The 23,566-nt window shown below is 46.4% G+C and carries 23 protein-coding genes; 20 read left to right on the top strand and 3 right to left on the bottom strand.

The window, feature by feature from the left end; translation table 11 throughout:
• The first annotated feature begins 118 nt into the window (after window positions 1–118).
• Window positions 119–448, top strand: coding sequence for an antibiotic biosynthesis monooxygenase family protein (locus KQI_RS0107780; protein ID WP_007430200.1), 330 nt, complete (start codon window positions 119–121; stop codon window positions 446–448).
• 184 nt (window positions 449–632) lie between these two features.
• Here the strand turns inward: KQI_RS0107780 and KQI_RS0107775 are convergent, their stop codons facing one another.
• Window positions 633–1,502, bottom strand: coding sequence for a DUF421 domain-containing protein (locus tag KQI_RS0107775; RefSeq protein WP_010346202.1), 870 nt, complete (start codon window positions 1,500–1,502; stop codon window positions 633–635).
• A 254-nt stretch (window positions 1,503–1,756) separates the two neighbouring features.
• Between KQI_RS0107775 and KQI_RS0107770 the strand changes: the two genes are divergently transcribed.
• The 10 genes from KQI_RS0107770 (at window position 1,757) to KQI_RS0107725 (ending at window position 10,382) form a co-directional block, all read left to right on the top strand.
• Entirely contained in the window at window positions 1,757–2,026 is a 270-nt protein-coding gene (locus KQI_RS0107770) for a glutaredoxin family protein (RefSeq protein WP_010346201.1), read from the top strand.
• 41 nt (window positions 2,027–2,067) lie between these two features.
• Complete coding sequence (locus KQI_RS0107765; RefSeq protein WP_010346200.1) at window positions 2,068–3,408, top strand: LLM class flavin-dependent oxidoreductase; 1,341 nt, start codon at window positions 2,068–2,070, stop codon at window positions 3,406–3,408.
• Window positions 3,409–3,425: 17 nt separating this feature from the next.
• On the top strand, window positions 3,426–3,956 hold the full coding sequence (gene ssuE, locus KQI_RS0107760; RefSeq protein ID WP_010346199.1) for an NADPH-dependent FMN reductase: 531 nt from the start codon (window positions 3,426–3,428) through the stop codon (window positions 3,954–3,956).
• Window positions 3,957–4,063: 107 nt separating this feature from the next.
• The gene (locus KQI_RS0107755) at window positions 4,064–4,954 is read left to right on the top strand and encodes a LysR family transcriptional regulator (protein ID WP_010346198.1); all 891 of its coding nucleotides are present in this window, start codon (window positions 4,064–4,066) and stop codon (window positions 4,952–4,954) included.
• 23 nt (window positions 4,955–4,977) lie between these two features.
• Window positions 4,978–5,826 carry a transporter substrate-binding domain-containing protein gene (locus KQI_RS0107750; RefSeq protein ID WP_010346197.1) on the top strand — a complete coding sequence of 283 codons (849 nt, stop codon included), beginning with the start codon at window positions 4,978–4,980 and terminating at the stop codon, window positions 5,824–5,826.
• 74 nt (window positions 5,827–5,900) lie between these two features.
• Window positions 5,901–6,680 carry an amino acid ABC transporter permease gene (locus tag KQI_RS0107745; protein WP_010346196.1) on the top strand — a complete coding sequence of 260 codons (780 nt, stop codon included), beginning with the start codon at window positions 5,901–5,903 and terminating at the stop codon, window positions 6,678–6,680.
• On the top strand, window positions 6,677–7,387 hold the full coding sequence (locus KQI_RS0107740) for an amino acid ABC transporter permease (RefSeq protein WP_010346195.1): 711 nt from the start codon (window positions 6,677–6,679) through the stop codon (window positions 7,385–7,387). The genes KQI_RS0107745 and KQI_RS0107740 overlap by 4 nt, the downstream gene beginning before the upstream one ends.
• The gene (locus KQI_RS0107735; protein ID WP_010346194.1) at window positions 7,384–8,136 is read left to right on the top strand and encodes an amino acid ABC transporter ATP-binding protein; all 753 of its coding nucleotides are present in this window, start codon (window positions 7,384–7,386) and stop codon (window positions 8,134–8,136) included. The genes KQI_RS0107740 and KQI_RS0107735 overlap by 4 nt, the downstream gene beginning before the upstream one ends.
• A gap of 15 nt (window positions 8,137–8,151) precedes the next feature.
• Window positions 8,152–9,168, top strand: coding sequence for an LLM class flavin-dependent oxidoreductase (locus tag KQI_RS0107730; RefSeq protein ID WP_010346193.1), 1,017 nt, complete (start codon window positions 8,152–8,154; stop codon window positions 9,166–9,168).
• 56 nt (window positions 9,169–9,224) lie between these two features.
• A complete protein-coding gene (locus tag KQI_RS0107725; protein WP_010346192.1) occupies window positions 9,225–10,382 on the top strand; it encodes an amidohydrolase in 1,158 nt (385 codons plus the stop codon).
• Between the two features lie 166 nt (window positions 10,383–10,548).
• Here KQI_RS0107725 and KQI_RS0107720 read toward each other — a convergent pair whose 3' ends face one another.
• Window positions 10,549–11,901: an MATE family efflux transporter gene (locus KQI_RS0107720; RefSeq protein ID WP_010346191.1), complete on the bottom strand. Its 1,353-nt coding sequence runs from the start codon at window positions 11,899–11,901 to the stop codon at window positions 10,549–10,551.
• A 139-nt stretch (window positions 11,902–12,040) separates the two neighbouring features.
• Here KQI_RS0107720 and KQI_RS0107715 point away from each other — a divergent pair, with 139 nt between their 5' ends.
• Entirely contained in the window at window positions 12,041–12,727 is a 687-nt protein-coding gene (locus tag KQI_RS0107715; RefSeq protein WP_010346190.1) for a TetR/AcrR family transcriptional regulator, read from the top strand.
• A gap of 196 nt (window positions 12,728–12,923) precedes the next feature.
• Here the strand turns inward: KQI_RS0107715 and KQI_RS0107710 are convergent, their stop codons facing one another.
• Window positions 12,924–13,508 (bottom strand): TetR/AcrR family transcriptional regulator, encoded by a 585-nt coding sequence (locus KQI_RS0107710; protein WP_010346189.1) that lies wholly within the window; start codon window positions 13,506–13,508, stop codon window positions 12,924–12,926.
• A 251-nt stretch (window positions 13,509–13,759) separates the two neighbouring features.
• On the opposite strand from KQI_RS0107710, the gene KQI_RS0107705 reads away from it, so the two are divergent.
• The 8 genes from KQI_RS0107705 (at window position 13,760) to opp4C (ending at window position 23,561) form a co-directional block, all read left to right on the top strand.
• Window positions 13,760–14,008 carry a hypothetical protein gene (locus KQI_RS0107705; RefSeq protein WP_010346188.1) on the top strand — a complete coding sequence of 83 codons (249 nt, stop codon included), beginning with the start codon at window positions 13,760–13,762 and terminating at the stop codon, window positions 14,006–14,008.
• Window positions 14,009–14,288: 280 nt separating this feature from the next.
• Window positions 14,289–15,224, top strand: coding sequence for a dockerin (locus KQI_RS0107700; RefSeq protein WP_010346187.1), 936 nt, complete (start codon window positions 14,289–14,291; stop codon window positions 15,222–15,224).
• Between the two features lie 385 nt (window positions 15,225–15,609).
• Window positions 15,610–17,013: a discoidin domain-containing protein gene (locus KQI_RS0107695; protein ID WP_010346186.1), complete on the top strand. Its 1,404-nt coding sequence runs from the start codon at window positions 15,610–15,612 to the stop codon at window positions 17,011–17,013.
• Between the two features lie 51 nt (window positions 17,014–17,064).
• Window positions 17,065–18,474 carry a discoidin domain-containing protein gene (locus tag KQI_RS0107690; RefSeq protein ID WP_010346185.1) on the top strand — a complete coding sequence of 470 codons (1,410 nt, stop codon included), beginning with the start codon at window positions 17,065–17,067 and terminating at the stop codon, window positions 18,472–18,474.
• Window positions 18,475–18,700: 226 nt separating this feature from the next.
• Window positions 18,701–19,636, top strand: a complete 936-nt coding sequence (locus KQI_RS0107685; RefSeq protein WP_010346184.1) for an ArsR family transcriptional regulator — start codon at window positions 18,701–18,703, stop codon at window positions 19,634–19,636.
• Between the two features lie 198 nt (window positions 19,637–19,834).
• Window positions 19,835–21,559, top strand: coding sequence for an ABC transporter substrate-binding protein (locus tag KQI_RS0107680; RefSeq protein WP_039774298.1), 1,725 nt, complete (start codon window positions 19,835–19,837; stop codon window positions 21,557–21,559).
• A gap of 107 nt (window positions 21,560–21,666) precedes the next feature.
• The gene (locus KQI_RS0107675) at window positions 21,667–22,620 is read left to right on the top strand and encodes an ABC transporter permease (protein WP_010346182.1); all 954 of its coding nucleotides are present in this window, start codon (window positions 21,667–21,669) and stop codon (window positions 22,618–22,620) included.
• Between the two features lie 14 nt (window positions 22,621–22,634).
• Complete coding sequence (opp4C, locus tag KQI_RS0107670; protein ID WP_010346181.1) at window positions 22,635–23,561, top strand: oligopeptide ABC transporter permease; 927 nt, start codon at window positions 22,635–22,637, stop codon at window positions 23,559–23,561.
• The last annotated feature ends 5 nt before the right edge of the window (window positions 23,562–23,566 follow it).

The raw sequence follows: 23,566 nt of genomic DNA, 5'->3' as shown, positions 1-23,566 counted from the left end.
AGTATCATATATATTCATTTTTTTTATCTCAGTTTTGTGGTTATAATCGAATTTGAGGATTTTGCAAAATCCTTGCTTAAGAAAAAGCTGATAACCATTTAATCTCTGGGAGGTACTTATGAGTTCAATTGCAAAAACGCCACAACCCCCTTATTATGCTGCTATCTTTACTTCTGAACGTACTGAAGGAGATGGCGGATACGGAGTGATGGGAGACAAAATGGAGAAACTGGCTGCTGAACAACCGGGTTTTCTGGGCATGGAAAGTGTTCGTGACCAAAATGGAGTAGGTATCACAGTTTCCTATTGGGAGTCCTTGGACGCTATAAAAAATTGGAAACATAACGAGCTGCACAAGGTAGCACAGGAGAAAGGGAAATCCGAGTGGTATAGAACATTTGGTTTAAGAGTGAGCAAGGTAGAACGAGATTATTTTTTTACAGTATAAACAGGTTCATTAATCATAAAATGTCGATGACCCGGTTGTCCACAGAAAAAATGCTGGTTCGATTACGGTAGACATAAATGAAATCATGACAGGCTAAAGGGAGCGTCTTCAAAGCCATATGCGGCTGATAGTACGCTCCCTTTTGGTTTCCAAACTTATATTGTAATGTCATATACGTATAAGCTCAGGATTTAGATGAATTTACCGGCTGCATTTCCTGGATAGCTTCCTTCAAGTTGTGTGAGCATAGCTCATACAGCTGCTTCCTTTGCTGTTCGCTGGAATTCGTGGCCAGTTTTTGCAGCTCGGTTGTACATTGCTGCAGCAGCGTCAGCACAGCTTGATTAGAGTCCTGTGCCTTGGACATCTGTACGTTATCACTGTATTGGTCAATGTACAGCTCCCCTTGCTGGTCCACTTGTGCGAAAAATACGTCTTTGACCGTCAGGCTTTTTTCTTTCAGCTTTGCATCCAGCCATTGTTGTGTAATTCCCATGTATGACATTTGCTGCTCCATGACTTGTCCATCCATAATAATGGCTGTTGGTTCCTGCTCCGGCAGCTGTAGCATATTAAGATCCTTAAGGGTCACTGGCTGTTTGTCTTTGGTCAGCAGCACGTTGATCTCACCACTGGTCTCCATAATCGCAAATTCCACGTCAGACACCTTGAATACATTTTTACTCCGCAGCTGCTCCATGAGCTCATCTAGCGTAAGCCTTTCCTTTCTCATATTATCCTCTAAAATTTTGCCGTCTTTAACCAGAGTAGTGGTCTTTCCATCGGTAAAATCTCTGATTTTCTTGCTTTTAATTTGCAATATTTCAATGACAAATGTTGTGAGGACCCATACTGCCAAGGCTATAAACCCCAAGTACCAAGTTTTTTCTCGCTCCATAGGAATGGTAGCAGCCAGATTCCCGATCGTGATTCCGGTTATATATTCGAACACGGAAAGCTGGGATACCTGACGTTTCCCGAGAATTTTGGCAATTAAAAATAATACAGCGACAGCCATTAATGTGCGTGTAACAACCTCGGCCCAATCATGCATGTACTCCACCTCATTTCATTTCGTTTTGCCGCAAGTGCGCTAATATTCCAAGCATATCCGCACCAGGGTCAGTTTAAACGCGAACACTTTAATTTTAGATAAACCGTTGAAAGCATATTAAAATTTTCTATCGTTGCATTGTCGATGTCTATTAGCCGAGCGATTGACGGAAAGGGGGGAGCAGGATACATTATAAATATAATTCTTATTTAATTCATCGGGATTATAAACATTAAGCTCACGGAGGTATGTATATGTCGTCCAAACCTAAAGTTGTTCTGTGGAGTAAAACCGGCTGTCATTTTTGTGGAGAGATCAAATCGTACCTGGAATCCCAAAATCAGCCGTATGAAAATATTCAAGTGGACGGAAATGATGTGCTGCGTGACGTGCTGGAGACTAAATATGGTATTCGTTATGTCCCTGTCGTAGAGGTGGGTGGGGATAACAAATATGAAGCTCTGCTTAACCCGGATCTGGAAGAGTTGGCTAAAGTGCTGGAAAGTTACAATCAAACGGTATAAGCCGAAGGATAACCAATATGTTCAAGAGAGGTGGAAGAGTCATGGCTAAAAATAGACAAATTAAGTTTGGCGCCATTATTCACGGTGTTGGGGGCAGCATGACGACTTGGCGTCATCCCGAAGTGCCTGCGGACGCGAGTGTTAATTTGGAATTTTATAAAACACAGGCGCAAAAGGCGGAGGAAGGCAAGTTTGACCTCGTATTTATCGCAGACGGCCTGTTTATTAACGAAAAATCCATTCCCCACTTTCTGAACCGTTTTGAACCCATTACGATTTTGTCCGCTTTGGCCGGGGTGACGAAGCAGATCGGACTGGTCGGTACACTTTCGACTTCCTATAGCGAACCGTTTACGGTAGCACGCCAGTTTTCTTCCATTGATCATATCAGTGGCGGCCGTGCCGGCTGGAATGTGGTGACTTCCCCGCTGGAAGGCTCTGCTCTTAATTTTAACAAAGGCGAGCATCCGTCGCATCCCCAGCGCTATAAGATTGCCGATGAATATTTGCAGGTGACCAAAGGGCTGTGGGACTCATGGGAAGAGGATGCGTTCATTCGTGATAAGGAAAGCGGCGTATTCTTTGACCCTGAAAAGCTCCATACACTCAATCATCAAGGTGAGTTCTTCTCTGTGCAGGGTCCATTGAATATTGGGCGTTCCAGGCAGGGACAGCCAGTTATTTTCCAGGCAGGTTCTTCGGAGGATGGTAAAAACCTGGCTGCGAAGGAAGCGGACGCTGTGTTTACGGGACATGAAACATTGGAGGAAGCACAGCAGTTTTATCGTGATGTGAAGGAACGGGCGGTCCGCTATGGCAGATCAGAAGAGGATATCGTCATTTTACCGGGCATTTCACCGATTATCGGCAGCACGACGGAAGAAGCGGAACAGAAGTACGAGGAGATCACCAATCTGGTGACGATTGAGGCCGCGTTAAAATATTTGGGACGTTACTTCGATCATCATGATTTCTCACAATATCCTTTGGATGAGCCATTCCCTGAGCTTGATGGTATTGGCAGCAATGCATTCCGCAGCGGCACGGATAAAATCAAACGGACGGCCAAAGAGCAAAATTTGACCCTGCGTGAGGTGGCATTGCATTCGGCAACACCGAGAACCGCTTTTATCGGGACGGCTGAGCAGGTGGCGGATCGGGTACAGGAGTGGTTTGAAAGAAAAGGAGCAGACGGATTTATTATCGGTTCTGATGTGCCGTCGGGTCTGCATGACTTTGTAAATCTGGTTGTACCAATTTTGCAGGAGCGCGGTATTTACCGTCAGGAGTATGAATTCAGCACACTTCGTGAAAACCTGGGCGTGCCGATTCCAGAGAACCGTTACACAGCGGCTAGATCCAAAGTAAAGGTAGACGCGTAACAGAAGGAGGTAGAAATATGTCCAAGGTTGTCATTCTGTCAGGCAGTCCGTCTACACAATCCCGTCTATACGGCTTGATTAACTATACGACCGAGCAATTGCAGCAGGCCGGAGCGGAGACCACTTTGCTGAATGTGGCCGACTTACCAGCCGAGGATTTGGTGCAGGCTAATTTTAACAGTCCTGAGATTACGACAGCACTTGCGCTGATTGCAGCAGCAGACGCCATCATCGTGGCTTCTCCCGTGTATAAAGCCGCCTATTCCGGTCTGTTGAAGATATTTTTGGATCTGATTCCACAGGAGGGGCTGAGGGGTAAGCCTGTACTTCCTTTATTTATCGGTGGCACGCTGGCTCACCTGTTGGTCATTGATTATGCCTTGAAGCCGGTTCTCAACGCGCTGGGTGGAAGACATATTCTTGGCGGTGTGTATGCGCTGGATCAGTGGGTTGAACGGCTGCCGGATGGAGCCTATGGATTATCCGAGGAATTGGCTGTGCGGCTGGACCGTTCTGTGAAAGAATTGAATGAGCTATTAAGGGGATAGATATTTTCAATATTTCCATTGACAGGTCGTTCAGTGAGTTTTATGATACAAAAAACCCGAGTTAACATATTGGATAAGTGTATATAAACTCACTGGAGGACTTGCGTATGAATATCGAGAATATGGAAGCCTTTGTATACGTGAATCATTATGGCAGTTTTAACAAGGCGGCAGAAGCGTTGTTCTTGTCACAGCCCTCTGTCACAGCCCGGATTCAGACGCTGGAGCGTGAGCTGGAATGCAAGCTGTTTGACCGCCAAAGCAAGCAGACCATTCTGACGGAGGAGGGGCGAAAGTTTCTTCCTTATGCGGAGCAGATGCTGCAGGTGCTGCAAAAAGGAAAGCAAAAGCTCCAACAGCGCAAGAAAGTACCTCAGCAAATTCGAATTGGCTGTACGATATCGGTGTCGAATTATATCATTCCTGAAATATTAAAGCAGCTTCGCGCTCGCTACCCGGAGGTTAACTACAAAATTGTGACGGCTACGACGGATCAACTGGTACAGAAGCTGTTGAACCGTGAAGTAGACATTAGTTTTGTCCGTAAAGTGATGCATCCGGCCATTCGTACGCTTGCTTTTTATGAAGATCCTATTTCTCTGTATGCATACGATGGTCATCCGTTTATGAAGACAGGCAAGGCCAGCATTCAGGATATCCAACATGAAACACTGGTGTTCTTCGAATGCGGATCATTGGATTGGATGAGAATTCATCGAGCTTTTGAATCCCTGGAGCAGCCGCCGGATATTGCCTTTCAGGTAGATAATGTGGTCACGGCCAAAAAGCTGGTATTGGAAGAAGCGGGTATTGCCTTTTTACCGGATATCTGTGTAAGCCGTGAAGTGAAGGATAAGAAGTTGTTCCGCATTCATGTACCTGAGGTGGCTAGTGTATCTATGCAGATTAGCATTGTGGCAACCAAAGAAGATTGTGCAGTGACATCGGATTTTGCAGATGCGCTGACAGATGGCTTTCGAGAGGCTGTTTTGTTATAGAACAAGAGACGAGGGGGATTCATATGAAAAAGTGGTTTGCATTATTGTCTGTTGTGGCGATGGTCCTGGTGATAGCAGGCTGTGGTTCCTCAGACGATACGTCCAGTGCATCAGGTTCCAACGGAGATGTGAAGAAAATTATCGTAGGCACAGGTACTCAATTCAAAAATGTGTGCTTTATTGACGAAAACGGAAATCTAACAGGCTTTGATGTGGAACTGATCAAGGAACTGGATAAGCGCCTGCCTCAATACGAATTTGAATTCAAAACGATGGACTTTGGCAATCTGCTGCTGAGTCTGGATGCCGGTAAAATTGACATGGTATCTCATCAAATGGAAAAGAACCCGGAGCGCGAAGCCAAATATCTGTTCAACAAAAATCCGTATAGTATTTTCCTGAACAGAGTTGCCGTAGCAAAGGATAACAATACGGTCCATTCGATTGATGATTTGAAAGGGAAAAAGGTACTTACCAGCCCAACCAGTAATGCGGCCTATGTGCTGAAGGAGTACAACAAAACTCATGGGAACGCCTTGAACATCGTGTATACGAGCGGTGCAGCCAATGATACGGTGCAACAAATAACGAGCGGCCGTATAGATGCTACCATTACGACAGACTTTGCAAACCGTTTTAACACGGATGAAAAAGGAGAAGTCGCTCTGAAAACCGTCGGTGATCCTCTGACTCAATCGGATGTATTGTATGTACTGAACAAAAATGAGCAGGGTCTGGCGGACGATCTGGACAAAGCGATTCAGGAAGTGAAGGACGACGGCACGCTGTCAAAGCTGAGCGTTAAGTGGCTCGGAGAGGACTTTACCAAGTCTCTGGAAGATGTGAAAAAGGAAGGCAGCAGCAAGAAATAAGGTTGGTTTGAATTTTCAGCGGTCAGGGTACTCCGTGTATTCTGACCGCTGATGTATAGGAAGGAGGCAGGTATATGAGCAGAGAGTTCAATATTGACTATGTTTTTAGCTTTATCCCGAAAATGCTGTCTTATTTGCACATCACGTTGTTTATTGTGGCAAGCTCGCTAGTATTGGGGCTGGTGATCGGTCTGTTGGTTGCGCTGCCTCGCATGTATAACATTCCTTTTCTCAAACGTGTTTCTCAGGTGTATGTTTCCTTTTTTCGCGGAACGCCTATTTTAATCCAGCTGTTTCTGGTGTATTACGGTTTGCCGGAGCTGCTGAAGCTGGTCGATATCAACTCCTCCAGATGGGATGTATTGTGGTTTGCCATAGCGACCTACGCGCTTAATAGCGGGGCATTTATTTCGGAGATTATCCGGTCAGGTGTGGAAGCCGTAGACCGTGGACAGATCGAGGCAGCACAGTCCGTCGGCATGACCGGATATCAGACCTTTACACGCATTATTTTGCCGCAAGCACTGGCTGTTGTGGTTCCGGTATTCTCCAATCTGGTGATTGGAAATTTGAAGGATACTTCACTGGCGTTTACCATCGGTGCGATGGAGATGACGGGAAAATCACAGACATTAGGCTCGGCTACCCAGCATTTTGTTGAAACCTATATTGCACTGTCTTTGATCTATTTGGTGATCAGCCTGATTTTACAAAAATTGTTCAAGATGCTGGAAAATGTGCTTCTCCGACATGAGCATCGGGATACCGCCCGGAAAGAGCCTGAACAACGAAAAGGCTTTGTCGTGCGGCACCTGCGGAGTCCACGTCTTAGCAAAGGAGGCAAAGGCATATGAGTCTGGATTTTGGATTTATGTATACCGCCTTTTTGGGGCTGTTCTCCGCGTTGCCCAATACGTTAATCATTACGGTGGTTTCCGTACTGGCAGGGATGGTCATCGGTATTATAACGGCGCTGGCCCGAATTTATAAGTTGCCTGTGTTGTCCCAGATATCGCACGCTTATGTGACCTTTATCCGGGGTACACCGATGCTGATGCATTTGCTGCTTATCTATTTCAGCTTGCCTTTGCTGATTGATGCGGGAGCGAACCATTTCGTCTGGTCGTTTCATTCCAAAGACGTTCCCTATATGGTATTTGCCCTCATTTCATTTTCCATTACCAGTGGCGCGTACATGTCTGAGGTCGTTCGTTCCGGTATACAATCGGTGAACCGGGGGCAGATCGAGGCAGCCTATGCAGTCGGCATGACGACATGGCAAGTGCTGAGACGAATCGTATTTCCGCAGGCGTTCGTGGTGAGCTTGCCGAACCTGACGAATTCTGTGATTGGGATGCTTCATGGCTCCACCTTGGCCTTTACGGTTTCGGTGACAGAAATCCAGGCACAGGCTGAAATTCTGGCATCTACCAACTGGAAGTATTTAGAGGTGTACATTGCGGCCGCTCTGCTTTTCTGGGGTTTGACGGTGCTGATTGAGCGAATATCCGGGTTGGTAGAGAAAAAAATCAATGTGTTTCATGGAGGTAGAGCATCATGATCCGTCTGCAAAATATAACGAAATCGTTCGGCAAGCATGAGGTGCTCAAAGGTATTGATTTGACCGTGAACAAAGGAGAGGTCGTCGTTATTCTGGGCCCGAGCGGTTCGGGCAAAACGACCTTGCTGCGCTGCATCAATTATCTGGAAAAGCCGAATGACGGAGAAGTCAGCATCGGTGATTTTACGGTGAACTGCAAGCGGCCTGCGAAAAAGGAAGTTTTGGCTTTACGGCAAAAGACGGCCATGGTCTTTCAGCAATACAATTTATTCAAGCACAAAACGGCGCTGGAAAACGTCATGGAGGGACTTGTCGTCGTCCGCAAGGTGAAGCTGGAGGAAGCGAAAAAAATCAGCATTGAAGTGCTGGAAAAGGTCGGTCTGGGCGAGAAGCTGAATCATTATCCGAGCCAGCTATCCGGTGGACAGCAGCAGCGTGTCGGCATTGCGCGTGCTTTGGCGCTGAACCCGGAAGTGATTTTGTTCGATGAGCCGACCTCGGCGCTGGACCCTGAACTGGTGGGCGAGGTGCTGTCGGTGATTCGCAAGATCGCGAAGGAAGGCATTACGATGATTGTCGTTACGCATGAAATGGGCTTTGCGCGAGATGTTTCAAATCATGTGGTATTTATGGATGGCGGTCATATCATCGAGGAAGGCACACCGGACGATATGTTTAACCACCCCAAAGAAGAACGGACAAAGCAATTCCTGAAACGAATTACACCAGAATATAATTATTCGATATAGACGGGAGAGGGAGACATGAGTATTAAAATCGGAGTGTTGGATCAAAGCCCTATAGGCGAGGGTGAAACAGCTGCACAAGCGCTTCGCAACACGATTAAACTGGCACAGCGTGTAGAGGAATTGGGATTTTCACGCTTTTGGGTATCAGAACATCACGATTCCGAGCAGGTTGCGGGTTCTTCACCAGAGGTACTCATTTCTCATTTGCTGGCACGTACCGAGCATATTAAAATTGGCTCAGGCGGGGTGATGCTGCAGCATTACAGCCCGTATAAAGTGGCCGAAAACTTCAATGTGCTGTCATCTCTTGCGCCGGGCCGCGTAGATTTGGGCATTGGCCGCGCACCGGGCGGATTACCAAAGTCCACACAGGCATTGCAGCGTAACGTGCATGGTGCGCCTTCTCTGGAAGAAAAAATTGATGAAGTAAGTCGTTACATTCATCATATCCCATCGGAGGAGGGGCCTTTGGCTGGACTACAGGCGAATCCGATTCCGGAAACACCAGCGGATATCTATGTTCTGGGTACAAGTGCAGACAGTGCTGGAATCGCAGCGCGTTTGGGGTTGCCTTACGTTTTCTCGCAATTTATCAATAGCAGTGAGCAGGTGGCATTGGATGCATTCCGCACGTATCGGGAGTCATTCGATTATAGCCTTGGACGTGTGCCAAAGGTTCTTTTTGCACTGTCCGTCATTGTAGCTGATACCTCCGAGGAGGCTGAAGCCTTGGCAGGCGAGCACAAGCTGTACAAGATTCTTCTGGCCAATGGAAAAACAGCGACGGTGGGAACGCTGGAAAGTGCAGAGGAATTCGGCAAGCAATCGGGTGAACAGTATACAATTGAAGTTACGGAAGCGCAAATTAACAAAGGCAATAAAGACGAAATCTATGCTTTGTTGACGGAAATTCAAGCGAAATATCAAGCCGATGAGCTGATCGTCACGACGGGAATACGGGATATTGAAAAGCGCGTGCGCTCATTTGAGCTGCTGCATGAAGCTTTTGCCGGATCGCTTGTACAATCCTAGCTGTTATCGACTTGAAAAAGTTATAACCATTCTGGATTCACGAAGGAGGAACAGGAATGAGCGGAACAATCGAGACCAAGGAGCAGGTTTTGGAGCAGGAACTGGTGGTCATTCGTCGCCATCTTCACCGAAATCCCGAGCTGTCGAATGAGGAAGTTGAAACGACAGCCTATATCCGCCGTCTGCTGGAAGAACACAGCATAACCATTCTGGATGTGCCACTGCGCACCGGGCTGGTGGCAGAAATCGGCGGGCAGCAGGAGGGGCCGCTTGTGGCGCTTCGAGCGGACATTGATGCGCTCCCGATTCAGGAGGAGACGGGATTGGCTTATGCCTCGGTGCATCCGGGCAAGATGCATGCCTGCGGGCATGATTTTCATACAGCTTCCCTCTTCGGGGCTGCTGTATTGTTAAAACAGCGGGAGCAGGAGCTGAAAGGGACGGTTCGGCTGGTGTTTCAGCCAGCCGAGGAAAAGGCCAAGGGCGCAGCCCAAGTGCTGGACAGCGGTGCCTTGGCAGGCGTGCAGGCCATATTCGGCCTGCATAATAAGCCGGACCTGCCGGTAGGCACGGTCGGGATCAAGGAAGGTCCGCTAATGGCAGCGGCGGACGGCTTTTACATTGAGGTGGAGGGACTGAGCACGCATGCAGCCGTGCCGCATGCAGGGATTGATCCGATTGTGGTCTCATCACATATCATTACGGCCCTGCAATCCATTGTGAGTCGGAGCGTCAACCCACTGGATAGTGCAGTGATCAGTGTTACAAAGCTGCACAGCGGCAACGCCTGGAATATCATCCCGGACCGTGCCTATCTGGACGGCACGATCCGGACGTTTGACGAAAACGTGCGTGCACAGGTGGCTGAACGCTTCGAGCAGGTCGTCAAAGGTGTTGCCGCTGCTTTTTCCACGCAAGCGACCATCCGCTGGATTGAAGGTCCGCCACCTGTGCTGAATGACGGGCCGCTGGCTGTCATTGCGGAGCAGGCAGCTCGCGCTGCCGGCCTAGAGGTTGTTCGCCCCGTACCCTCCCCGGCGAGCGAGGATTTTGGGTTTTATCAGAAAAGCATCCCCGGTGTGTTCGTTTTTGTTGGCACTTCGGGGAGCCAGGAATGGCATCATCCGGCCTTTGATCTGGATGAACGTGCGCTGCCGGGAACGGCGAAGCTGCTGGCTTCACTGGCAGAGTCGGCGCTGGCATTCATAGAGTAGGTCTTATTAACACTCCCAGACAGACAAATAATATCTTTGGGAATGGAGCGTTGAAAAGTGAAATATAAGGGAATAGGAGGCACGGGTTTGCCCGTCTCGAAGTGTACCTAAAAAAGACAGGGTCGGGTAGTGTCCTTATCCTGCCTTCTTGCGTGTTATATGTTTTCTACTGTACTAAATTATCCAAATCCGGCTGCAATTTGGTCTGCAGAACATACAGCATGATGGCACCAACAAGGAACGCGACGGCATCCGAAATGACAAGGGACCAGACCACCCCGTGGAATCCGCTCATTCGATTAGCAATATACAACACAGGAATCAGAGTAACTCCTTGAATAATTGACATAATAAACGCGGCGGTTCCTTGCGCGGTTGCTTGAAAAATCCCCGTAAACAGTGAGACCATTCCTGTAATGAACAAGGATAAGAACGTCACATGTAGAATGTAGCTACCCATTTCAATTAATTGCGGGTCACTCGTAAATAAACCAATTAAGTGGTCGGAAATCAGATAGACGACAACACCGAACACGACTGCTAACGCCACAATAGCTTTAATCGTGAATCCAATGGTTTGCTTCATGCGTAATTTATTCGCTGTAAAAGAGAAGGCAATCAACGGCACGACTCCCTCGCATAAGCCCATCAGAATAAACTCAGGAAATTGCAATAAACGTGATGAAATTCCATACCCCGCTATGGCTTGATCCCCATATTCGGCAAGAAAAAGGTTAAGGATGAGCGACATTGCACCTAAAAAGACACTCATAACAAAGACGGGAACTCCGATTTTGAATACATTGCTCAGAATGTCCTTGGTAGCCTTAAACCATTTTACGGAGACGGTTAAAAATGGGCTCTTATATCCCATATGGAAGGCGTAAAATGCACTCGCAACCAAGTTAGAGATAACTGTAGCAGACGCAACGCCGATCACGTCCCAATGGAAGACAAAGATGACTAGCACATCGAGAATAATATTCACAACAACACTGAGAATCATACCCATCATCGACGTGATTGCTGCGCCTTCCGAGCGCACGATATTCTCCAGCGTGAAGAACAATATGACAAATGGTGAACCAACAAGCATAATCGTCACGTAGTCTTTTGTAAATCCGAAGGATTCAGACGTTGCCCCCAGACCATGAACGATTGGATCAATCAACGGGAGGCCAACGGCCATCACGATAAGACCGAGAACTAAACTACTGTAAAAGGCGAATGAAGATACATGCTTTAGATCATCATATTTTTTCTCTCCCAGCAAACGGGAGATGAATGTACCGCTACCGATGCCGATCAAGTTGCCTAGCGCCATAATTACCGCGAATAACGGCAAAGTTAGTGCGAGTGCGGTTAACATGGCAGTATTGCCCAGTGTGCCAATGAGAAAGGCATTCAAGATAGAATAAATGACACTCATTGACGTGCCTAGCATCATTGGTATAGCGAAGTGAGCTACGGCTTTTGCGACTGGTGCTTTTTCAAAGTAATGGAGATTTTCTGCATCCATGCGGATCACTACTTTCTTTTATTTATTTTGCCCTTCAGTCTAACACTGTTAGTTTGTGCCTTACAGTGTTAGATGGTATCATGAACTTATGAACCTGTAAAGCGTAAACTTACACTGTTAGATAAAAAGGCGGATACCGATGAAAAAAAAGCAGCCTCAAATTTCGGAGGATAAGATTTTGGAAACCTCGTGGGAACTTCTTGGAGAGGAGGGTATCGAGAAATTCAGTATGAGACGATTGGCCGACTGTCTCGGGATTCAGGCTCCCTCTTTGTACTGGTACTTCAAGAGCAAGCAGAATCTTTACCAGCGTCTGGCCAACCAGGTATCGAAAATGATTCTGGAGGAGTTTCATTCCGAGGGGGACTGGAAGGAGCAGCTGACGGGGCTTGCGGTAACGATGCGGAGTGTGCTCTACCGGTACCCCTGCTCCACGCAGCTCATGATGATGACGCTGCCCCACGAACCGGATATCATCCGGTTCACCAATCGTATGCTGCTCTGCGTGGAGTCGACGCCGCTTGAGCAAGATCAGAAAATGCAAGTGGTTACTACGCTTGTGAACTATGTCTCCTACTTCGTCCTAGACGATTATCAGCATGAGCGTAATGTCTCCGCTATCCTTAAGAACCAGGAAGTAAACCCGGGTGAAGAGATGATTCACCTTCTGGACTCCATGAGCGAGACAGAAGTAGGACTATTCCGGAGGATGTTCAAGAACGGGCTGTTCGAGTTGATGGGAACCGACAGTGCGTTTGAGTTCGGATTGAAGCTGATTCTGTTGGGAGTTGAGCAGGTGATAAAGGAGCAGGAAAGTAGTATGTAAAAAACCGCCTATCCGGTTATTGGATAGGCGGTTTCAATTAGGTTTACCCTAAATTGTCACGCAAATCTATGCTCAGCTCCGTGGAGAGCGTCGGAGAGAACTGTATCGTCGATTTTTTTAGTATGTTAGCGGCGGATTCTCCATTAGAGATCCGCCGTATTCAACTAAAGGGCAGTTTAGCCCTAAGCTGCTGCTGTTAAATATTTTTAAATAAGTCTAACACGCTATTAAAGTGAATTTCGCTCAAATGTTCTATGATCTCTTCTACCCCCAAATTCTCATGGTCCGTAATCCAGAGACAAATCACGCCTACTAATCCTGAAATCATGTATTCTAAAGCAACTTTCATCTTTCGATCATGATGAGGATCACTGATATCAAAAAGAATAGTTTTTTTTAATGCTTCTTTTAAATGAAAGGTGAAGTTAGGTTGACCGTTGTGACTAAGCATTGTTTTAAAGAAGGCAATGTCACCTTCTATGATATAGAATATTTCCCTTAAACTAGACGTTATCATTGCTTCATCTATTTCGTGAATATCCTTCACATCCGGGCTGGGGCAAACATTCAATTTCTCCACACTTTCCTGACATAATTTTTCCATTAGGTCAGGTTTATCTACATAGTGTAAGTAAAAAGTGTTTCGATTAATCATGGCTTCGTCGGCAATATCCTGAACGGTTATCCGTTCATAGCCTTTTGTTTGAATTAAAGTTAAGAATGCTTCTTTAATTGCTTTCCTTGTTTTTAGTATGCGCAGGTCTACTTTATCTTTACCCATCTGTAAACTCTCCTTTCACAAAAGATAATAGTCACATTTATTTGATTTGATCAATAATTATTATCTAGCTGAATATTGATCATTGAGTGGTTTAATTCTACTCTCTACAATTAAGACTATCAAATGTAATTAACATTCAGCCAATCAAAAAGGAGATAAACGTATGAAAACATTAGCGATAATTGGAGCAGGTAAAGGACTAGGATTATCACTGGCGAAACGTTTCGGTAAGGAAGGTTTATCCTGTCCCAATGGTGGGAAATATCGGTGTCGCAATGTCGGGCTTGCGCAATTATGTTGCCAATCTTCATACTGAACTGTCACCTAAAGGTATTTTCGTTGGTCACCGATCTTTAGGTGTACTTATTAAGGAACCAGGGGTTGGTACAGTTAATGATCCTGATGTTATTGCAAATATGTGGTACCAAGCCTATACGGAGAAAAAAGTATGGGAAGAAGAATATCCGAAGGGTGTCACTCCTGAAACAATTGTATTTTAGACAGGGCGCGTTATTCAACTAAAATAGGATCAATGTTTATTAATGCTTAATAAACATTGATCCTATTTGTGTCTGAACTGTTTTCTAATTCTTTCTTTTCACCGAACACTTTTAGCAAAGAGGGGATTTTTTTAATTGACGATTCCATATTCCAGTGATACTATAAAAATGTTATTTTATTCAAATTGAGAGGGGGGTATGTAAGAGGATACGAGAATCATAGGTTTGTGATTTCCCAAGAATGATTATCAAAAAATTACAGGTGATGGAGGTTGAAGAAATGGCGAAGAAAAAAAGAATGATGATGGCTTCTTTTTCATTGGTAATGGCTGCTTCTCTACTGGTTGCGGGGGCTAATGCTGGTGCAGCAGCGTCTGATTTGGAAAGCGCTTCCGATATTGAATCCACGAGCATTAGCTTGGCCGCTACCAATATACCTGCAAAATTCAAGCCATCGGTAGAATGGGTTTGGAAGAATAGAATGGTTAAAGAAGGCTCAACCAACCGTAAAAATTTGATTTTTGATCAAATTTATGCGGGAAAAGGGACGCTAAACTATGTGGTACGCTGGCAATCTTCCAAAAATCTCACACTTCAACAGCGTAAGGACATGGCTTCTATGCTGAGCCGCCAGATCAATAACTGGAATAAGCAACTGAAAGGGTATGATGGCTGGCCTTACAACAATATTACTGTCAAAATCGTAGGCTGGGCCGTTGCAAATCCAGCACAAATTCTTAACAAACAATCAAATGAAATCGTTTACACCGACACCATTTTCGATGATTTAAGCAATTCGAACCCAAGTATCCCTGCCAAGCTCCCGGTTGCGCCTAACGCACTGTCCCGGTTTGAGCATTTTAATGATCCCAACTATGCTTATCCCGGCGGATTGGACAAGCGGTTTGATATGTATCTGTGGGGAACAACTAATTTCGGCGGCGGGGCCGGCGGTGACTGGGGACAACGTATGTCCGATGATTACATCCTGAGTACCCTGAACGCAGATGAAATTCAAATTACAGAGCATGAAATGGGTCATGGATTCGGCCTGCCTGATTTCTATGAAGATCACGAGCGTCCACCCGGCGGATTCCCGACACCTACAATTATGTGGGCAGGAAATTCCCCCAAAATAACAGAGTGGGATACCTGGATGTTGCGCTATACCTGGAGTCAGGTCAAGAAGGATACTTCTCGTTTCCCTTCCCGGTAAAAAATGCATAGAATAGCGAAAAAAAGCCTATAAATAGGACCGTTTCTTCCAAAATCAAATTCTGTGAAGGAATTGATTTCGTGAAGAGGCGGTTCTTTCATTTTACAAAATACCGGTTTTTTGATACCTGCTTTTTGCATAAGAAGCGGTAACATCGTTCCAATATACGAGCAAAATACCTAATTTAAATCATCAAGGAAAATATTGACTATGCAATAATCCAGTGATAATATAGTTTGTGATTATTTACAAAAAACGACAAGGAGGATTGATAGATTATCGTTGATCTTATAGATCAAATACATAAATACGCAAAGGAGGTGATAGAGTTAATCGTTTCAGGTAATCTACCGTATTCATTCAAATAACTATGGAGGTCTAATGCATGTTGAGTAGAAAAGGAATGATGATGGCTTCTTTTTCAGTCGTGATCGCCAGTTCATTGCTGATGGGAAATGCTACGATGATGTCCGCGGCTTCATCACAAGATGAGCGTGCTGTGGTTGCGGCCACGGGTGATTCGACACTGGCTGATATGCCAGCTTATCTCAAATCATCGGTGGAGTGGGTTTGGAAGAATAGAATGCTGACCGAAGGCTCGACGTCTCGTAACAACACGATTTTTGATCAAATTGATGCGGGAAAAGGGACTCTTAATTATGTTGTACGCTGGCAATCTTCCAAGCCGGTTACGCTGCAACAACGCCAGGATATCGCTAGAATGATAGATCGCCAGGTCAACCATTGGACGGAGCATCTGCAGGGATATGATGGCTGGGCCTATAAGAATATTAATGTAAAAGTGGTAGGCTGGGCTGTTGCCGATCCTTCACTGCTGCTGGACAAGCAGCCGGATGAGGTCGTTTATACGGAAACGACTAGAGATGAGCTAGCTTCCGAAAAACCGGAAATTCCTGCTGTACTCCCGGTTGCGCCTGCAGTCTTGTCCAGATATGAGCACTATTGGGACCCGTACTATTCATATCCGGGTGGATATGATAAACGCTTTGATATGTATTTGTGGGTAACTGAAAATTTTGTGGGGGGAACCGGTCAGGATTGGGGTCAACGTGTGAGTGATGATTATCTTTTAAGCACTTTGAACTCGGATGAGATCCATATCACGGAACATGAAATTGGACATGGCTTTGGCTTAACTGATTTTTATGAAGAACACGAGCGTCCACCGGGTGGCTTCCCAACCAACACCATTATGTGGGCTGGTGATTCCGATCATATCACCGAATGGGATATCTGGATGCTGCGTTATACCTGGAGTCAGCTCAAAAAAGATGCCTCCCGTTTCCCCAATACGACCAGGGGCGACGAGGGTCCCATTGATACATCACCTGACGAAAGCGTTAACATTGCGCCAGCTGCAACAGCCAGCACTTCCTATACTTCGCCTTGGGAAAATATAAGCGCACTTAATGATGGCTTTGATCCTGCCAACTCCAATGACAGAAGTCATGCCGTGTACGGCAACTGGCCTGAAACGGGAACCCAGTGGGTTCAATATGATTTTGATCAAGAACAAACGGTATCGCAAACCGATGTATATTGGTTCAAAGACGGGGGTGGCATTGATGTTCCCAAGTCTTACAAGATTAAGTACTGGAACGGTCGAGGCTGGTCCAATGTCAAGCAGGCCAATGGATTGGGTACTGCGGCAGATCAATATAACACGACCACTTTTACGCCTGTAAAAACAACGAAATTGAGAATTGAAATGGCATCCCAAGGTTCGGCATCCACAGGGATTTTAGAGTGGAAAGTCGCAGCTAACTGAGGAACTGCTAATCAATAAGTAAATACTTTGAAATGATATGGAGGAATTCGAATGTTGAAGAAAAAAGGAATCATGGCGGCATCATTTTCCGTGGTGATTGCCAGCTCCTTACTGATGGGAAATACTAGTTTTGTATCTGCGGATGCGCAGATGAATGAGCGTGCCGTGGTTGCGGCCACGGGTGATTCGACACTGGCTGATATGCCAGCTTATCTCAAATCATCGGTGGAGTGGGTTTGGAAGAATAGAATGCTGACTGAAGGCTCGACTAACCGAAAAAATATAATTTTCGATCAAATTTTTGCGGGAAAAGGGACGCTTAATTATGTTGTACGCTGGCAATCCTCTAAGCGGGTTACACTGAAGCAACGCCAGGATATTGCCAAAATGTTAGATCGCCAGATGAACCATTGGACAGAGCATCTTCAGGGATATGATGGCTGGCCCTATAAGAATATTAAAGTAAAAGTGGTAGGCTGGGCTGTTGCCGATCCTTCACTGCTGCTGGACAAGCAGCCTGACGAGGTCATTTATACGGATACCATTACAGATGTGCTAGCTTCCGAACAACCGGGAATTCCTGCTGCACTTCCTGTTGCGCCTAATGAAATATCGAGATTTGAGCATTTTACCGACCCGAACTATTCGTATCCGGGCGGATTGGATAAACGTTTTGATATGTATCTTTGGGCTACAGAAAATTTCGGTGGAGGAGCCGGCGGTGACTGGGGACAACGTATGAATGATGATTACATTCTGAGCACGGTGAACGCTGATGAGATTCAGATTACCGAACATGAGATTGGACATGGCTTTGGTTTAAACGATTTTTATGAAGAACACGAGCGTCCACCAGGTGGCTTCCCAACCAACACCATTATGTGGGCCGGCAATTCCAATCATATCACCGACTGGGATATCTGGATGCTGCGTTATACCTGGAGCCAGCTCAAAAAAGATACTTCGCGTTTCCCAAGCGTGAATAATGGCGGCGAGGGTCCTATCGATACATTACCTGACGAAAACGTGAACATTGCGCCAGCTGCAACAGCCAGCACTTCCTATACTTCGCCTTGGGAAAATATAAGCGCACTTAATGATGGCTTTGATCCTGCCAACTCCACTGACAGAAGTCATGCCGTGTACGGCAACTGGCCTGAAACGGGAACCCAGTGGGTTCAATATGACTTTGATCAAGAGCAAACGGTATCGCAAACCGATGTATATTGGTTCAAAGACGGGGGTGGCATTGATGTACCCAAGTCTTACAAGATTAAGTACTGGAACGGTCGAGGCTGGTCCAATGTCAAGCAGGCCAATGGATTGGGCACTGCGGCAGATCAATATAACACGACCACTTTTACGCCTGTGAAAACAACGAAGTTAAGAATTGAAATGGCATCCAAAGGTTCGGCATCCACAGGGATTTTAGAGTGGAAAGTCGCAGCGAATAAACAGTAAGCATCACATTATTATTTTAAAGGGTTGTCTCTTGCAATATGCAGAAGACAACCTTTTTTAATGCATAGCTGAACCATTGGAGTCTGATGATATCAGGCTTTTTTTGTATCTTGATATTTGTGACCAGTATCGTTCATATTTGTATGACTGGGTTACTGAGAATGAACGTGTGTACGATAATATGTATAATGAACGTTAGACATGAAAGAAAAGAGGACAGAGAGCGATGAGTCATGACGTAGATGCTCCTTATGATGTACATGTAGTATATGGACCGGTGTTTGAGCTGCTCAGCAGCCTACACACCTTTATTTGCCGCAAGGCTTACAAGAAGACTGATTTATCATCCGCATGGGCGGAGCAGGTGCGAGGAACGCTGTCTCCAGGTTTGGCCGGATTGCTGGAGTCCATGGCAATCAATGCAGATTGGAAGGTCATTTATGGACTTGTCTGCATGCTTACCGATCAAGGCGATATTGCTGAGGTTGTAGATCGTCTGGAGAGCCAGACTGCACAGGAACTGAATGACCAAGCATCAGCTTATGGTATCCCGCTGCCTGATGATATGGAGCAGCTTCGCAGGCTTGCTGTACGGCTGCTATCCGGCTGGTATGAGGAGTATTTTCGCCATGTGGATAGGAAGATTTTAAGCGGGCTGGAGCAGGAAGCCGAGCGGAGAAATAAGGAGAAGGATGTATATAGCTCTACGGAATGGGTGGATCGTACAACCAATGGCTTCCGGTTCGAGCCTTCCGAGGGATTAACGCGGGTGTTGCTGGTGCCACAATACCATTTTCAACCTATTAATATCATTTACCAGTTTGGATCGCTCTTGCTGTGTCATTATTCGGCGGGGATTTATGTTCAAGCGGAAGACTTTTTATCTCCACAGGAATACCGGATGATTCGAAGTCTGGGGGAGAAGAGCAGGCTCAAGATTTTAAAATATTTGTACCAAAGCCAGTCTCCACGAACCTTCATTGAGATTGTCCGTCATCTCAAGCTGTCCAAGGGAATCACGCATGACCATATATTCAAGCTCCGTGCCGCTGGTTTCATCCATGCTCATTTTGATGGTGAAACATTGCTTGGTTACAGCGCGCGGCTTTCGGCCGTAGATGAAATGCATGCGAGTATCCTGGGCTATATGAAGCGAAATTAGGCTGTACGCACAGGTTGGACTTTAACACTTTAAACAAATAGACGCAGGTCATTTGGAATCCAGATGAGTTGACGTCTATTTTTTTGCATAAAATGGGGGTTCTCTCTTTACAGAACCGGAATAGATTCCTATAATGAGATTTATCTTATTAATCACAACTTGTTCTATCGGAATTAACTAAATTAACTTGGGGGGATTATTTTGAAAAAGGGAATGATTCTGCTTGGCAGTCTACTTATGGCAAGCTCTACTTTATTAGCTGCTTGCTCAAGCGGGGGATCGGACAGCGCTAGCCATGCTAATACGCAGAATGATGAGAACACGCAGCAGGCTGCTACAGCACAACCTTTAACAAGTCTGGTAAAGGCCTCTGATCTGTCCAAGTTGCCGGAAGTGTCGCAAAAAAGAAACGACACGATTATTGTCGGTCTGACCGACCCGGCAGGCGTGTTCACGCCGTACTTTAACCAAAGCGGTTATGACGGCAACGTCATTTCGCAGTTGTGGACTCCGCTGGTTACGGTAGACGAGAAGGGGCTTCCACTGCCCAATCTGGCGAAGAGCTGGGATATTTCCGAGGATAATCTGACGTATACGTTTCATCTGGTTCCCGGAACCAAATTCAGTGATGGCTCCCCTTTGACAGCAGAGGATGTTGCTTTTACCTGGACGTTGATCTATGACAAAGCCTATCCTGGCGACAGCCAAATCCGAAAGCTGAACATTAAAGGCGGCAAAGCCTATACGGAGGGCACAGCAAAACAAATTGACGGGATCAAGGTGATTGATCCGCAGACCATTTCTGTGACGCTGGAAAAGCCAAACGCGCTGGCCCTGTCCATTCTCGGCGACAATGTATTGTCCAAGGCTTACTACGGCAAGGATTACAAATTCGGACAGCTGGATTATTTTAAAAATCTGCATGGCAGTCCTCTGGGCAACGGAGCTTATAAGCTGGAAAAGTTCGTACCAGGACAAGAGGTTCGTCTAGAGGCCAATGACTATTTCTTTAAAGGCAAACCGAAAACGCAGCACTTCATTTATAAGACAGCGGAAGGCGATGCTTGGCAGTTCATTGAAACAGGCGATACCGACTTTGCCTCCTTCACCGCAACGCAGGAAAATATCGACAAGCTGAAAGGACTTGGCTTTTTGAACATTTTGCCCTACACCCCGAGCACCTACGGATATTTGCAGGTCAATCTGGAAAATGAAAAGCTGAAGGATAAAAGGGTTCGTCAAGCGTTGACCTATGGACTGGATCGTAAAAGCATTTATGTCGACGCAGCTCAGGGAGCAGGGGCGGTGGCCAACATTCCAGCCTCGCCTATATTCTGGTCCTACACAACGGATGGAATCAACCCGTATAACTACGATCAGGAAAAAGCAAAAAAGCTGCTGGATGAAGCGGGCTGGGTAGAAGGCAGTGACGGTATCCGTGAGAAAAACGGTGAGAAGCTGACCATTCACCTGCTGACCTCCAAGCGTCCGGAGACAGACACCTTGATTGCGCTTGCGGCGGAGAATTACAAGGCCATTGGTGTGGATCTGCAACCGGAAATCTTTGCTGATTTTAATGCCATGGTCGCCAAAGTGGAAGGGAAGGATTATGATCTGGCCGCCTTCTCAACAGGCATGCTGACTGACCCGTCGGATGGAATCGAACCGTTCGTTAATGGAGAAATCAAGGGATATAACAATCCAAAGGTCAAAGCGTTATATGAAAAAGGCTTGGCTACGACGAATATTGAAGAACGCAAGAAAGTATATAAAGAATTATATGTGCTGTTAAATGATGAACTGCCTGTCATTTTCACCAACTACAAGAAAACGGTGTATGCCTACAATGGTCGGATGGAGCATGTACAGGTCAGTCCGTTCATTGGCTTGGCTGGTAATCTGTTCGAATGGTCCCTTAAATAAGGTAGGCATGCGGGCCCCTTGTGAAGAACCCCAGGTTCGGATCAAGGGGCCTCGCAAATAGGGAATGCGATTTGAGCAGCCCAATCCTGAGATGAAAGGAGTCTGTCATGAGCTCGTTTTTAACGAAAAGACTGACGTACATGATTATTATTTTGCTGGCTGCTTCGATGATGATTTTTTTCCTGTATGCCATGACACCGGGAGATTTCATCAGTGGAAATCTGAAGCTGTCGCCGGAGAGAAAGGCAGAGCTGCGAGAAATCTACGGCCTGAACAAGCCTATTCTTAAACGCTATGGAAACTGGCTGGGAAATGCGCTGCATGGCAATTTCGGTTATTCGCTTGCCCAGCAGAAGCCGGTGCTGACCCTGTTTAATGAGTATATTTGGAACTCGTTCTTGTTGGCCATTGTAACGACCTTCCTGACCTGGATGATTGCGGTCATTATTGGCGTGGTTGCTGCCTACAAGCAGTATTCATGGTTCGATACGTTGGTCATGGTGCTGATTTTCGCTGCGATGTCCGTTCCGTCTTTTTTTATCGGGCTGTATCTGATTAAAATTGCGGCGGTCGATCTGAAGTGGCTGCCACCGGGCGGCATGCTCAATACAGGCAGTAACGCTACAGGCATGGAGTATGTACAGGAGGTTCTCCAGCATATGACCTTGCCGGTGATCGTAATGACGCTGCTGGGGCTGGGCTCACTAACCCGTTACTTCCGCAGCAATATGATCGACGTGATTCAACAGGATTATATCCGTACGGCTCGTGCCAAGGGCTTAAAGGAAAGAAAAGTGCTCTTTACGCACGCATTGAGAAATGCACTGTTGCCTGCGATTACGCTCGTTGGTTTTGAATTGCCGGCGCTGTTTGGCGGATCACTTATTATTGAAAAGATTTTTAACTGGCCGGGCATTGGTCAGCTGTATATGCAATCTTTTTCGCTTCGGGATTATCCTTTGCTCATGGGCTTCACGATGCTGATTGCCATATTGAGCGTCATCGGCACGCTGCTGTCCGATATTTTGTATCGCATTGCTGACCCGCGTGTAAAAGTGTAAGGAGGGGCTATGGAATGTCATCTGTTAGCAGTAATTTGAGCAAAAGCAGCGACAGACTGCGGACATCTGCCAAATCCTCGATGTGGCAGCAAGCGCTCAGGCAGCTGGTTAGAAACAAGCTGGCTATGACCGGGCTGCTCGTCGTGGTATTTATGTTTTTGCTCTGTTTTATCGGCCCGTTATTTTCACCCTATGCCGATAACAAAACCAATATATTGATGATGAACAAGGGGCCGAACATCCATCACTGGCTGGGAACAGACAAGCTGGGAAGGGATGTGCTGACCCGTGTGATGCAGGCAGGGCAAATTTCTCTGACGGTGGGTCTGGCTTCTATGGTGTTGTCCGTCGTTTTGGGGGCAACGCTGGGGATCATATCTGCCTATTTTCGCGGGATCGCCGATCAGATCATTATGCGTGTAGCTGATTTGCTGCTGACGGTTCCCAGTTTGCCGCTGCTATTTATTATGGGCGCGCTGCTGTCTGACTGGAAGGTTCCGCCCGATCAGCGGATGTACATTGTCATGCTGATGCTGAGCTTGGTCAACTGGCCGGGGATTGCACGGATGGTGAGAGGCCAGATGCTTAGCTTGCGGGAGCGTGAATTTATGCAGGCCGCGACCGTGCTGGGATTATCCAATCGCCGCAAGCTGTTCAAACATCTGCTGCCGAATATTTTGCCGCTGCTAATCGTGATCGCTACATTGAACATTGGCGGAGCTATTTTGAGTGAATCTGTCCTTAGCTTCTTTGGACTTGGCGTGCTGCCTACGACACCGACCTGGGGCAATATGATTGATGCCGCCAACAATGTGCTGGATTTTCAGCAGCGTCCATGGCTGTGGATACCGCCAGGCTTGTCTATTTTTGCGACAGTCATCGCTATTAATATTTTTGGTGACGGACTGCGGGATGTACTTGACCCGAAACATAAGAGGTAGGTGAT

Source organism: Paenibacillus peoriae KCTC 3763, assembly GCF_000236805.1.
GTDB lineage: Bacteria > Bacillota > Bacilli > Paenibacillales > Paenibacillaceae > Paenibacillus > Paenibacillus peoriae.
This window is presented reverse-complemented; position numbering and strand designations above follow the sequence as displayed.

Excerpts from the sequence above, each read along its gene's own strand:
- KQI_RS0107780 (WP_007430200.1), top strand. The coding sequence starts at position 119 with ATGAGTTCAATTGCAAAAACGCCACAACCCCCTTATTATGCTGCTATC.
- KQI_RS0107775 (WP_010346202.1), bottom strand. The coding sequence starts at position 1,502 with ATGCATGATTGGGCCGAGGTTGTTACACGCACATTAATGGCTGTCGCT.
- KQI_RS0107770 (WP_010346201.1), top strand. The coding sequence starts at position 1,757 with ATGTCGTCCAAACCTAAAGTTGTTCTGTGGAGTAAAACCGGCTGTCAT.
- KQI_RS0107765 (WP_010346200.1), top strand. The coding sequence starts at position 2,068 with ATGGCTAAAAATAGACAAATTAAGTTTGGCGCCATTATTCACGGTGTT.
- ssuE (WP_010346199.1), top strand. The coding sequence starts at position 3,426 with ATGTCCAAGGTTGTCATTCTGTCAGGCAGTCCGTCTACACAATCCCGT.
- KQI_RS0107755 (WP_010346198.1), top strand. The coding sequence starts at position 4,064 with ATGAATATCGAGAATATGGAAGCCTTTGTATACGTGAATCATTATGGC.
- KQI_RS0107750 (WP_010346197.1), top strand. The coding sequence starts at position 4,978 with ATGAAAAAGTGGTTTGCATTATTGTCTGTTGTGGCGATGGTCCTGGTG.
- KQI_RS0107745 (WP_010346196.1), top strand. The coding sequence starts at position 5,901 with ATGAGCAGAGAGTTCAATATTGACTATGTTTTTAGCTTTATCCCGAAA.
- KQI_RS0107740 (WP_010346195.1), top strand. The coding sequence starts at position 6,677 with ATGAGTCTGGATTTTGGATTTATGTATACCGCCTTTTTGGGGCTGTTC.
- KQI_RS0107735 (WP_010346194.1), top strand. The coding sequence starts at position 7,384 with ATGATCCGTCTGCAAAATATAACGAAATCGTTCGGCAAGCATGAGGTG.
- KQI_RS0107730 (WP_010346193.1), top strand. The coding sequence starts at position 8,152 with ATGAGTATTAAAATCGGAGTGTTGGATCAAAGCCCTATAGGCGAGGGT.
- KQI_RS0107725 (WP_010346192.1), top strand. The coding sequence starts at position 9,225 with ATGAGCGGAACAATCGAGACCAAGGAGCAGGTTTTGGAGCAGGAACTG.
- KQI_RS0107720 (WP_010346191.1), bottom strand. The coding sequence starts at position 11,901 with ATGGATGCAGAAAATCTCCATTACTTTGAAAAAGCACCAGTCGCAAAA.
- KQI_RS0107715 (WP_010346190.1), top strand. The coding sequence starts at position 12,041 with ATGAAAAAAAAGCAGCCTCAAATTTCGGAGGATAAGATTTTGGAAACC.
- KQI_RS0107710 (WP_010346189.1), bottom strand. The coding sequence starts at position 13,508 with ATGGGTAAAGATAAAGTAGACCTGCGCATACTAAAAACAAGGAAAGCA.
- KQI_RS0107705 (WP_010346188.1), top strand. The coding sequence starts at position 13,760 with ATGGTGGGAAATATCGGTGTCGCAATGTCGGGCTTGCGCAATTATGTT.
- KQI_RS0107700 (WP_010346187.1), top strand. The coding sequence starts at position 14,289 with ATGGCGAAGAAAAAAAGAATGATGATGGCTTCTTTTTCATTGGTAATG.
- KQI_RS0107695 (WP_010346186.1), top strand. The coding sequence starts at position 15,610 with ATGTTGAGTAGAAAAGGAATGATGATGGCTTCTTTTTCAGTCGTGATC.
- KQI_RS0107690 (WP_010346185.1), top strand. The coding sequence starts at position 17,065 with ATGTTGAAGAAAAAAGGAATCATGGCGGCATCATTTTCCGTGGTGATT.
- KQI_RS0107685 (WP_010346184.1), top strand. The coding sequence starts at position 18,701 with ATGAGTCATGACGTAGATGCTCCTTATGATGTACATGTAGTATATGGA.
- KQI_RS0107675 (WP_010346182.1), top strand. The coding sequence starts at position 21,667 with ATGAGCTCGTTTTTAACGAAAAGACTGACGTACATGATTATTATTTTG.
- opp4C (WP_010346181.1), top strand. The coding sequence starts at position 22,635 with ATGTCATCTGTTAGCAGTAATTTGAGCAAAAGCAGCGACAGACTGCGG.